Annotated in this window: 8 protein-coding genes; 1 reads left to right on the top strand and 7 read right to left on the bottom strand. The window is 66.6% G+C overall.

The features are described 5' to 3' along the window. Positions 1 to 88: 88 nt before the first annotated feature. The 7 genes from LGM56_RS29515 to LGM56_RS29485 all read right to left on the bottom strand — a co-directional run bounded on the left by LGM56_RS29515 (position 89) and on the right by LGM56_RS29485 (position 10,796). Positions 89 to 3,133, bottom strand: coding sequence for a hybrid sensor histidine kinase/response regulator (locus tag LGM56_RS29515; protein WP_226207512.1), 3,045 nt, complete (start codon positions 3,131 to 3,133; stop codon positions 89 to 91). Positions 3,134 to 3,268: 135 nt separating this feature from the next. After that, complete coding sequence (locus LGM56_RS29510) at positions 3,269 to 3,958, bottom strand: response regulator (RefSeq protein WP_089497901.1); 690 nt, start codon at positions 3,956 to 3,958, stop codon at positions 3,269 to 3,271. Positions 3,959 to 4,399: 441 nt separating this feature from the next. Next, complete coding sequence (locus LGM56_RS29505) at positions 4,400 to 4,657, bottom strand: hypothetical protein (RefSeq protein WP_413226807.1); 258 nt, start codon at positions 4,655 to 4,657, stop codon at positions 4,400 to 4,402. A 43-nt stretch (positions 4,658 to 4,700) separates the two neighbouring features. Beyond that, positions 4,701 to 7,760 (bottom strand): hybrid sensor histidine kinase/response regulator, encoded by a 3,060-nt coding sequence (locus tag LGM56_RS29500; protein ID WP_226207511.1) that lies wholly within the window; start codon positions 7,758 to 7,760, stop codon positions 4,701 to 4,703. A 338-nt stretch (positions 7,761 to 8,098) separates the two neighbouring features. Beyond that, complete coding sequence (locus tag LGM56_RS29495) at positions 8,099 to 9,136, bottom strand: hypothetical protein (RefSeq protein ID WP_226207510.1); 1,038 nt, start codon at positions 9,134 to 9,136, stop codon at positions 8,099 to 8,101. Positions 9,137 to 9,259: 123 nt separating this feature from the next. Continuing rightward, on the bottom strand, positions 9,260 to 10,087 hold the full coding sequence (locus LGM56_RS29490) for a hypothetical protein (RefSeq protein WP_089497903.1): 828 nt from the start codon (positions 10,085 to 10,087) through the stop codon (positions 9,260 to 9,262). A 121-nt stretch (positions 10,088 to 10,208) separates the two neighbouring features. Then, positions 10,209 to 10,796 carry a tetratricopeptide repeat protein gene (locus LGM56_RS29485; protein WP_089463341.1) on the bottom strand — a complete coding sequence of 196 codons (588 nt, stop codon included), beginning with the start codon at positions 10,794 to 10,796 and terminating at the stop codon, positions 10,209 to 10,211. A 359-nt stretch (positions 10,797 to 11,155) separates the two neighbouring features. Here LGM56_RS29485 and LGM56_RS29480 point away from each other — a divergent pair, with 359 nt between their 5' ends. Next, positions 11,156 to 12,028 carry a response regulator gene (locus LGM56_RS29480; protein ID WP_089497904.1) on the top strand — a complete coding sequence of 291 codons (873 nt, stop codon included), beginning with the start codon at positions 11,156 to 11,158 and terminating at the stop codon, positions 12,026 to 12,028. Positions 12,029 to 12,042: the final 14 nt, after the last annotated feature.

The following is a 12,042-nucleotide window of genomic DNA, read 5'->3' as shown; positions in this document are numbered from 1 at the left end:
CGCCTTTTGGCGGGCGTTGTCGTTTCCGGGTGCCGGCCGCGTGATAACGTCACCCTGGGGCCCGCGCTTCACGCCCCCTCATTCCAAGTCAGCGCCCGAATTCCGCCAGACGATCCAGCGCTTCATCGATCCTGTTACGGAAGTCCGGCCAGTTCGCGCCGAATGCCGTCAGCCCGTCGTCACGCACCGCAATCGCCTCCATCTCCGCACAGGCGTCGCGCGCGGCGTTGTCGCCGGCGAGCGCGAAACCGCCCCGCATCGAATGCAGTTCGACTCGGATCGACGCGGTATCGCCAACGGACAATGCGGCATCGAGCACGTCGAGCGAGCGCAAGGTCGCCTCACGCAACGTTCGGCGGATTTCATCGGTCACGACCGGCGCCGCATGCCGTGCAGGCGCGCCCGTCGAACCGCTGTCGGCACTATCGCGTGCCGCGTGCTTGTGGCCATGCCGCAGCAACACCGCGTCGAGCACATCGATCGACAATGGCTTGAGCACCACTTCCGCCACGCCCACCTGCGCACAGCGGCGACGATCTTCATCGGTCGCATGCGCGGTCATCGCGATCACCGGCACCTTTGCACCCTGTTCGCGCAGGAAATTCGCCAATGCGAAACCGTCGAGCTGCGGCATGCTCAGGTCGGTCAGCACGACGTCGAACGTGTGCGCGAAATACGCACGCATCGCTTCCATCCCGTTCTCGACGATCATCGCGTCGTGGCCGAGCGCATCGAGCTGATCGCGCAGCAGCGCGCGGCTGGCCGGGTGATCCTCGGCGACCAGCACGCGTAGCGGCGGCACGTCGTCGCGTTGCTGCTGCGTTTGCGCAACGTGCACTGCATCCGGTTCGGGTTCGGAGCCCTGCCAGCCAGCCGGCGCGTCGGGGAGCGGCAACGTCGCCACGAACGTCGAGCCCTCGCCTGCGCGGCTCTCGACCGTCAGTTCGCCGTGCATCAACCGCGCGATGCGGCGACACAGCGGCAAGCCGAGCCCGGTGCCGCCGAAGCGGCGATAGATCGACGCATCGGCCTGCATGTACACGTCGAACAGCGTCGGCAACGCGTCCTCGGGAATGCCTACGCCCGTGTCGCGCACGGCAATCTCGACGCAACCGGCACTCGCGCCGCCACGCGCCAGCCGCGCGTCGATCGTAATGCCACCATGCTCCGTGAACTTGATCGCGTTGCCGACGAGATTCGACACGAGCTGACGCAACCGCGTCGGATCGCCGACGTAGCCATTGGCCAGTTCCGCCGCGACATGGCATTCGAGCGCCAGCCCCTTCGCCTCGGCAAGCGGCCGAAAAATCGCCGCAACGTCTTGCAGCACACGCCGCAGGTCGAACGCGATGTGCTCCAGCGCCATCTGGTTCGATTCCGCTTTCGACAGGTCGAGCACGTCGTTGATGATGCGCAGCAGCGCATCCGACGACGAAACGATCGTCTTCAGGCGGCGCTGCTCGACCGCCGGCAATTCGGCCCGCCCCATCAGCTCCAGGTTGCCGACGATCGCATTGAGCGGCGTGCGGATCTCGTGGCTCATCGTCGCGAGGAACGTCGATTTCGCCTTGTTGGCGTCGTCTGCAGCCACGCGCGCCTCGCGCAGCTTGTCTTCGGTCAGCTTGCGGGCCGTCACGTCGGTCAGCGTGCACAGCAGCACGTCGACGCCCCGGAACTTGGTACGGACGATATGTGCCGCGAGGTAAGTCGTGTCCTGACCGGGGCGCTCGACAGCCAGCTCCTGCTGCATCACGAAACGCCGCTCACCCTCGCCTGCCGCCTGCCGTTCGCGATACGCGTGCCAGATGCGTTTGCCGAGCGGCGGCCCCGATGCGTCGTTGTCGTACGCAAGCGCGGCGTCGTTGCGCACCACCGTGTCGCCGTCGGCCGCCGACAGCAGCAGCAAGCCGGCCGGTGCCGTGCGGATCAACGTGCGGTTGAACGCCTCGCTTTCGATCAGGCGGATCGCGCGGCGGTTCGCGGGGCGAAGCGCACGGCGGTCGAATGTGACGATCGCGATCCACAGCATCGCAATGGCAAGCAGCGCGGCGGCCAGCGTCACGCTCACGCCAACGGCAGTCGCCCTTGCCACGCTTCGCCACGAGAACGTCGTCAACACGGTGAGGCTGGAATCAGGCGACCGGTCGCTGATCACGAACCGCGTGCCGATCCGGCGCACGGCGACATGCCGCACGGCCGATACACGCGCGTCGTTCAGGACGCGCTCGATCATCGCCGGGTCGCGCTGTCGCCCGAACACCACCGCACCGCGCGCGTCCACGACCGCGACATCCTCGTCGTCGGATTGCGGCGTCATGACGTCGTCGAGACGAAACTGGCCGTTGAAGACGAGCCAGCCGAACGGGCGGCCGGACGCATCGTCGAGCCGGCGCCCGAACCGCACGACGGCGCGACCGACGATCGGATCGTAGCGACGGTCGATCATGTACTTGCCGACATCCAGCCCGAGCTTCTGCTTCGTCGCGCCGGTCGGCATCAGGCGGGCGGTCAACGCGTGCAGGTCGGTATCGAGCGGCAACGACCGTGCGTGCGCAACGAGCCCCACACCCAGCACGCCGAGAAACGTCCCGTCGAGCCCGATCAGGTAGCCGCCGAGCGGCTCGGCGTTTGCCGGGCGCGGCGGAAGTAACGAACGGCCCGAGCCGCTGTCGAATTGCGGAAGCATCGCCCCGAGATATCCCGCATACGACTCGGCCGGCCGAGCCGCCGTGACTTCCGCGATCGCGAACAGGCGGTCCCCACGGCCGAGATCGCCGGCGGTCAACCTGCCGTGTGCCGCCGAGAAGGCCTGGAGTGCATCGGGCGGCGGTTGTGCCCCCTGGCTCCAGAGTTGTTCCGCCCTGGGCCCGAAGGTCGCCAGCATCCCGTCCACCGCCTTCTGGTTCGCGTAGAACTCGGCCTCGCGCAGCAGAAACGTCGACCGCGCCTGCCCCAGGCTGTCCTGCACCTCGAGCCGGATGACCAGCGCCGCGCAGACCAGGATGAATGCGGTGACCGCACCGCCGCCGCCGTACAGCAACACCTGCTGCTGCCGCCGGACGCGACCCGGATCGAACGGCTTGCGGCCCACCGCCGCCGCGTGCGCGAGAAGTCGTTTCAGTTTTGCGGGCATGGATCGTTATCGGTGGCGCCGGACAGGGTGGTCACGCGCCGTACGCATGCATCCGGCGCGCCGCTCGGCCGGATCGCCCGTCGCCGTGCGACGCAATGGTCGATGCATCCGGCAGGGCCGCATTCGGCTTGCCGGCTATTCGCTTGCGGCAGGCGCATCGGGCGCCGGTACGTCCGACACGGGTGTGTCGGGCAGGTTGCCGTCGCTCGCATAGCGGATCAGGTCGGCGTCGCGCACGACGCCGAGCTTCTTCATCGCACTCGTTTTCTGCGAGCTGATCGTCTGCTTGCTGCGATGGAGCTGTGTGGCGATTTCGCCGACCGTATAGCCGGCGCCGAACAGCCGGACCACCTCGATCTCACGTGTCGTGAGCGGGCGTGCCGTATCCAGCGTGCCCGCCGACTCCAGCAATTGCTTGATGTACGGCGACAGGTAGTTGGCGCCGACGTACGCTGCATGCACCGCACCGACGAGATGGGAAATCGCATCCGACTTGCTCAGGATGCAGCCGACGCCCTGCTTGCGGATCGCGTGCAGCACGCTCGGATTGTCGATCATCGTGATCGTCACGAGCTTCAGCGCCGGATAGCGGCGCTGCAGGAACGACAGCAGCACGAGGCCGTCGCCGAACTTGCCGCCCGGCATCACGTAGTCGACCACCAGCACGTCGCTCGGTTTCTCGTCGAGCGCCGCCACCAGATCGGTCGAATTGGACACGGAGCCGACGAGCCGGATCGTGCTGCTCTCCGCGAGCGCCTGCGACATGCCCATCGCGGATGATGGGTGGTCGTCCGCCACCATCACACGCACAAAGAATTCATCCATGGTCCCTGTTCTCCCCGAGGCTTTCGATCGCGCATACGCCGGCGGCCGCCAATGCGGGCCGCGGCTCCGTTCCATCCAGCGGACGGGCCGTCGAGTCGACCGTCGCTTCGATACATCGGAGAATGCTAGCGCGCCTCGATTTTAAGATAAAACACTGACAAGACCGTAAGCATTGGCTGACCGGCAGAGGCGGGCCGTGTTCCGCGCCGCCCCGTGACGTGACCCGCATGCGGATACCGGGCGCACGCACCCGGCTGTTGACGATCAGCATACGCTTGCAGGAAAGCATCACGGGCGCGGGTGAAACGGACGATGACGCACGCCGCAGGCTCCCGGTGCGAGGCACCGCGGCGCCCGGTTTGCCGCAGCGCCGTCGTGACCGCCTGCGTGGCGGCGCACCCGTCACACAGCCATTGCACACCGGCGTGCTACCCGCCGTGACTATCTGTGCGTCCCCTCATCCGACTCGCCCCGCTCCTCCAGCACCTGCTTCCACTCCGTGATCGCGCGCCGCTTCTGTTGCGGCGACATGATCATGAATTCGTTCATCCTGCCGAGAAAATCCTTTCTGGACTTCTCGGGAAGCGTGGCGAAATCGAGCAGCATTACGAAGACTTTCACCATATAGCGCACGGTCTCCCCCTCTTCTCTCCTGATTGATCTGCGCCGCTCCTGCCGATGCGGCGCGCTGCCTTCCATTCTTCGGACCCCGGCACCCTCGGGCGTGACACATGATCCCCACTCACGCCGTGTCGCCATGCGCGAAGTGCGCGACGTCCTGTTTCTGTATTCTTTCGCCACCCTTCGGCACGCCGCGCCGTCGGCCAATGCCCGCCAACGCGCCACGCAGGTGCGCGAGCGTCACCGGCCTGGTGAGCACGCAGCCGATTCCCGCGTCGCCATATCGCTGCCCGTCACCGGGCGCGACATGCGACGTCACGACCATCACGTCGCAATCCACGCCGAGCGCGCGCGCGGCATTCGCCAGCGCGCAGACCGACATGTCCGGCAGGCGGGCATCCACCAGCAGCACGTGCCACGCGCCGGTGGCCAGCAGGTCGAGCGCCGCTTCAGCCGAACCGGCCGCCTGCACCTCGCAGCCGAGCACGTGGAGTTGCTCCCGCAACAGCGTGCTGCTGACGGAATCGATGCCGGCGAGCACCACGTGCCATGCGCCCGGACGCACGGTTTCCACGTGCTTGCTCGCCGGCCGTTGCGCGGCCAGGCCGCCGGCGTCGGCCATCGCCTGCGCAAGCGCAGCCTTCAAGCCGCCCAGCGCATAACCCGACACGCGTATCGTCCTGCCCGCCCGGTACGCTTGCGGCGGGCCGTCCGGTGCGGCGAACACGACAGGGCCGTCGCCGCCCAGGCTGTCGAGCTCCGTGCGCGACCACGCATCCGAATCGCCGAACAGGACGATCGCGGCGGCCCGCGCACGACGGTCAGCCGGGATCCGCGCCGGGCGCTCGTATGCGTCGACGTCGAAGCCCCATGCACGCAGATGCGGCAACGCAAAGCGCTGCCATTCCGTACGCGCGACGACGATCACCGGCACGCGCGCGCCGCGCGCGGGATGCGCGTCGAGCGGCACGACCGCCATGCCGAGCGGCAACGTCAACGTGAAACGGCTGCCGGTGCCCGGCACGCTCGCCACGTCGATCCGCCCACCCATCGCGGCCGCGAGGCGATCGCACAGCGCGAGCCCGAGCCCGGTGCCGCCGTAGCGGCGCGTGATCGACGCGTCGACCTGCGAGAACGCCTTGAACAGCTTATGGCGATCGGCGCCCGCGATGCCGATGCCGGTGTCTTCGACCGCGATCGACAGCTCGGCGCTGCCCCGTCCGGCCGACACAACCGACACGCGCACCAGCACGTGCCCGCTGGCGGTGAACTTGATCGCGTTGCTCAGCAGGTTGCCGAGCACCTGCCCGAGCCGGGTCGGATCGCCGCGCATCCGCTGCGTGTCGCTCGCGTCGATTTCACAGAACAGCGACAGCCCCTTCGCCTTCGCGACCGGCGCGAACGCACCGAGCGTGCGCTCGATCACGCCGATCACGTCGAACACGATCGCTTCGACCGTCATCGCACCGGCTTCGATCTTGGAGAAATCGAGGATGTCGCTGACGAGCGTGAGCAGGCCCGACGCTGCCGTGCGCAGCGTCTGCACGCGGCCGTGCTGCGACGCATCCAGCGCGGAACGGTCGAGTAGTTCGAGATTGCCGAGGATCACGTTGAGCGGCGTGCGGATCTCGTGCGTGATCGCCGCGAGGAACGACGACTTCGCCGCATTCGCCGAATCGGCCGCGTGCACCGCTTCCTCGAGCTGCCGGACGAGTTGCCGGCGTGCCGTGACATCGGCGACCGCGACGATCAGCACGTCGATCTCCTGGTAACGCGCGCCGCACGCGCTCACCTCGAGATGCAGCGGCGCAGCGCCTGCGCTCGCGTCGGCCAGCACGAGATCGGTCTGCAGCGTGCCGCCGGCCGCGCCGCCTGCAATGAACGCGTCGTAGCGCGCGACGGCCTGCGCGGACAGCGTGCGGTAGTCGCTGCCGAGCCGCGCGATCATCTCGGCCAGCGCGGGGCTCACGAGCATGAAATGCCCGTCGGCGCGCGAGATCAGGCCGAGGCCGACCGGTGCCGTTTCGATCACGCTGCGGCACAGCGCCTCGCTGTCGAACACACGCTGCGAGCGCGCATAGACGGACGCGAACACATGCCGATGGAAGCGCACGAGCAGGGTCCACATGATCGCGATGGTGAGCAGCGACGCGCCGAGCAGCAGGCTCGCACGCCACGCGACGTTCGCGACGACGTCCGTCCACGGCAACGCATAGGCAAGCGTCCAGCCCGTCGCATCGAGGGTGCCGTGGAAGATCACGAAGCCGTCGCGGAACGCGGCCTGCTCGGACTTCGTGCGATCGCGCGACGGATCGAGCGCCAGCAGGCGGGCGGTGCGTGCTTCGTCGCCGGCCACGCCGGGGCTCGCCGCGACGAGTTGATTGTCGCCGGTCGTCACGAAGAACACGCCGTCGACCGGATGCTCGGGCAGCCATGACAGCAGATGCTCGGGGGCGTATTCGGTGACGAGTACCGCGAACGGTTCGCCGTCGGCCTGTGCCTGCGCGGCGAGCCGGATGCGGGCGGCGCCCGAGATCGGATCGATGAACGGCGGCAGCCAGCGCACGTGCGGGCGACCGGGGGTGCCGCCCTCCTGCGCCGGGACGGCGCCGAAATCGATCCGCAGCGCATCCATCACGCGCGCGCGGCCCTCCGGCGTCGCGAGCGCGCCGCCGCCGGCGCCGGTATCCGGCACGAGCCCGAGCAGGCTCGTGCGCGTGCTGTAGTGATAGCCGACAAGGGTATGCCCGCGATTGATCGAGCTTGCCGCGCAGATGCGCGCCAGCAGCACGGACAGCGACAGGTAGCGGGCCACCTCGGTACGATCGGCGGGCTGCGTCGACACGCCGAACACGACGGACGGATAAGGCTTGATCGCGGCCCGCTCGCCGTCTTCGTAGAACGCATCGATCACGCGCTCGGGCGCCGGCTCCGTCTCCCGCCAGATCAGCTGTGCATTGGTCACGCCGTTGCGGAACGACGTCTCGCTCACCTTGATCTCGTTGAGCGTCTGCACCATGCCCGTCAGGAAATTGTGCCGCTCGCCATCGAGATAGCCGTACACGATCGAACCCATCCCGAGCGCGCAGGCGATCAGGATCAGGATCGTGACGACGATCCCGCCGCCGAACACCGAGATGTTCTGATAGCGGCGAATGGATTGGAGCGGACTGTATGGCATGTCGCAATGCGACGACGCCGGGGCACCGGGATGCGCCTGCATCCGGCTCCGGTATCGCGGACGAAAGTGGCCCAGGGAATTGGAATGCCACGATCATGCCAAACGGTTTTCCTAAAATCAGTCCGGAATGAACGATTTAGTACAAGTCCAATATGATTGAATTTTGATTTGGAACTTGAACGAAATCCGCCCCCCCATCCGGTCGGCGAGGGTCAGAACGATGTCCGTGATTGCCGGATCTGCGCCGGGTGCAAAAAAGCGGGGGAGCGCCGAACTCCGGCTCTCGCCCCGCTTCGAAATAATGCCCGGCCGGCGGCTGTCGCAGCCGCGTCGTTCGCTCAGTTCTGCGTGAGCGGATTCAGTGTCGTGCACAGGAAGCCCGTGCAGTTCTTCGGCGTGAAATAGAACGACGCCATCGCGAGCGGCGGCGTGGTGCCGAGCGCCATGTCGCTCAGATACGCGCTGCCCTGCCCGCCGAACGTGTTCGACTGCTGGACGAAGCTCGCGCCGGTCGACTGGATCGCGGCCGACTGGTACGTGAAGGTCGGCGACTGCGTCTGGTCCTTCACGTAGACCCACGAGATCGCCGCGCCGAACGCCATCGCGCCCTTCGCGCGATACCCCTTCGCCCCTTCGCTGTTGGCCTGCGCGATGAAGTCGCTGACGGTCGACGCCGGCGCCAGCGCGTCGTACGTATAGGTCGCGCTCGACGCGTTGTTCTTCATGTAGATGTTCGCCTGCACCGACGCCACCGCGATCGGCCCCAGGAACCAGTAGCCCGACTGGCCCTGGCCGTTCGCCTGCGTGAGGAACGCATTCGCGTCGGCCGGCAAGCCGGTCGTCGTGTACGTGTACGTGGCCGACGAGCCGCCGTCCTTGCGATAGAGGTCGCCATACGTGAGCGGCCCTTCGTAGCGGTAGCCGCTCGACCCTTGCGCATTGGCCGTGTTGACGAACGACGTCATGTCGGCCGGGGCGTTCTGCAGCTGGTACGTGTAGGTCTGCGCGGTGCCGTCGTTCACGAAGATCGATTGCGTCCCGCCGTTGCTCGCGCTGAAGTAATAGTCGCCCAGATAGCGGTAGCCCTTCGCGCCTTCACTGTTGACCAGCGTCAGGAAGCTCGCCTTGTCGGCCGCGACGGGCTGCGCCTCGTAGCGCCACGTCAGCGTGCCGCCGCCCGAGCCGCCGGAACCGCCCGAACCACCGCTGCCACCGCTGCCGCCGCTTCCCGTCCCGCCCGAACCCGTGCCGCCGGTTCCACCGGTGCCGCCGTTGTTGCTCGAGCCCGATCCACCGGACGCCGCGGGCGAGGAATCGTCGCCGCCGCAAGCGGTCAGCGCCAGACAGGTCAATGCGATCAGGGCAACGGCTTTCATCGGGATCACCTCGGTGCAAAAAAGGACGAACGAAGCCGGCACGCGCGGATCACGCGGCGCGCACGGACAGTCAAGCATCACGAATCAGGAATCGACCGGCGGCGCACCGCCGGCCCGCGAACGTCAGTTGACCTGGAGCTGGCCACCGCGGCCGAGGCCGCCCTTGACGTCCTGCGCCTTGTAGCTGCGCAGCGCGACGACCATCTTGTTCCACGCATCGATGAACGCAACGACCGTCGCCTTGCCTTCCGGCGTCGTCGAGAAACCGGCGAGCCCGCCACCCACGCCGCCGCCGAAGCCGCCCAGCGCCGCGCCGTAGTTCGTCGCCGTCGAGCTGCCTTCCGACGCCGCGATCTGCACCGCCGAGCGCACGTCGAACAGCGTCAGCGTGACGACCGACGCCTTCGTCTGCAGATGGCCCGCTACCGCGGCCACCGCGCTGTTGCCGATCAGCCCGCCGATCATGCTGCCGATGCCGCCGATCGGCGAATCGTTGATGACGATCTGCGGTTCCATGTAGTAGTCGGCCGCGACACGCTGGCCCTTCTGCTGCTTCGAGCCCGCACGGTACTCGCCCGAGTTGCGCTGCAGCTGCGTGATGCGCGACAGGCGCGCGTCGCTCTTCTGGTTGCCGATCGACGTGATCACGAAGCAGTTCGACTGCTGCACCGCCAGGCGCAGCAGCGGGTCGATGCTCGTCACCTTGGTCGCACTGCCGAACGGGCCCCACCAGTCGGCGTTGCGGCCATCATCGACAGCGATCGTGCCGAGCGGCGACGTGCAGCGCTGCAGCTGCGAATCGGCGCCGGCGCTCGCGCCACCCGCGGCGGCACCGGTCACGCCCGCGTTCTGGCCGCCGGGCGTCACCACGCCGCCGCAGCCTGCCACGGACGCGCAAAGCGCTGCCACCAGCGCACCTTGAGTGAGACGTTGGGAAAGGATGGTCTTCATGTCGTTGTCGATCGATTTAGAGTCGTTGTTCGGCTTATGTGTTCGTGCGAACTTCGATAAGCCCCCCGGCTGGCGCGCGATGGTGGTCTCCCCGCTGCTGCCCCCGTTGCTTCAGCCCCGGTCAGTAGTACCAGTACGTCTGCTGCCAGACGCCGTAGTACGGATAGCCCGAGTACCAGTAGCCGTAATAGCGATCACGCCATTCCGTGCGCCATTTCCAGTCTTCTTCGTCTTCCTTCTTGGCCTTGCGCGCCAGATCGAGCAGCTTCTTCGACTCCTTGTCGCCGCGGCCGGCCGCGATCGACAGCCACTTCTCCGCTTCGCGCGCATCGGAGCCCATTTCCTCGAGGCCGAACAGGTAGAAACTGCCGAGCGCCTTTTGCGCCTGCAGGTCGCCACGCTCGGCGGCCTCGCGCATCCACTTGAGTGCCTGGTAGCTGTCCTGGCGCACGCCGTCACCGCGGAAATAGCGCAGGCCGAGGTCGTAGGCGGCCTTCGGCTGGGTCTTCGCGGTCTGCTTCAGCGCAGCGATGCGCGGGCTTTCCTGGTCTTCCGAATCGTCCCTCTTTTGATAGGAGACCTGATCTTTAGGACGGTCGGAACAGCCGGTGTCGTCGCAGATCCGCACCGTGTTGCTGGTGAGGGACGGATCCTGCGCGCACGCGGCCAATAGCAACAGCAGCCCCGATGCGATCAAACGGCGGTACATTGTTACTTTCCTCAGGTTTTATTGGCGCCGCAATTCTTCGAGCTATCCACCCCCGCGAGCTCGTACCCGGCGGCGCGCGGCGCAACGGATACAATCCGCCGACGCCGACACGCACTCCAAGGCTCTCTCAGGTTCTCTCTTCGAATCGTTCCGTCACTGCTTCATTGCTGTCGCTTTTCGTTGTTCCGGCTGTCGCCGGCATCGATCTCCAAACATGACGCGACAAACAATAGTGACGTGGTGAGCAATAATAATGAAGAAAAAAGGCATGTCAAGGTCATTCGCTTTTTCAAAGCTTGCATGACACGTCAGTTTTGATATGCTCACCCTCGCCAAAAACCCCTGGAGACCCCATCGAGATGTCCAACAGCGAGCAGGCCAACGTCGATCTGATCACCGCCAACAAGGTGCGCGACCTACTGAACCGGAACGGGATTCCGCCGCGAAGTCACAACACGACGATCGCGAACGTGCTCGGCCTGAGCTTCTCGGTCGTCACGCGCAAGATGAAAGGCCTGATTCCGTGGAACCTGTCGCAGTTGCAGGACATCGCGACGCACTTCGGCGTGCCGCCCGCGATCCTGCTCGACGACAAGGGTACGCAGCCGGCCGCCGCCGAGATGATCGACGCGACACTCGTGATCGAATCGCGGCGCTTTCGCTGCCGCGCCGCGATCTCGACCAAGGCCAGCAGCCAGAGCGAGACGGATTTCGTCGCGCTGCAGTGGCAGGGCGAATGGCTGATCACCGAGCGTCAGCACGCGCGCGAGGGCCGCACGTATCCGGTCGACGTCATCGAGCTGCGCTCGACCCAGCCGAACGTGTATGCGGCACGCATCGCCGTGGTGGACGATTCGCAGGATGTCGCCGAAACGGTATGTGAATATTTCATCGAAAAAGGCGTGAACGCGATTCCGTACTTCGACGGTGCGGCATTCCGCAAGGCACTGGAGGTCGAGGATTTCGACGGCTACATCCTCGACTGGATGCTCGGCGACCAGACCGCCGCCGAACTCGTGCGCGGCATCCGCTCGAGCGAGAACAGCGGCGCGCCGATCTTCCTGCTGACCGGCAAGATCTCGACCGGCGAAGCCAGCGAGGACGAAATCGCGCACATCGTGTCGCACTACAACGCGCGCTGCGAGGAAAAGCCGGTGCGCCTGCCGATCCTGTTCGCCGAAGTGGCGCGCGAACTGAAGATCACGCTGCCGGCCACGGCCGCGGCGAACTGAGACCACCACGGCAC

The organism is Burkholderia sp. AU38729 (assembly GCF_020419725.1).
Lineage (GTDB): Bacteria > Pseudomonadota > Gammaproteobacteria > Burkholderiales > Burkholderiaceae > Burkholderia.
The sequence above is the reverse complement of the archived record's forward strand: the minus strand, read 5'-3'. Positions and strand labels throughout refer to the sequence as shown.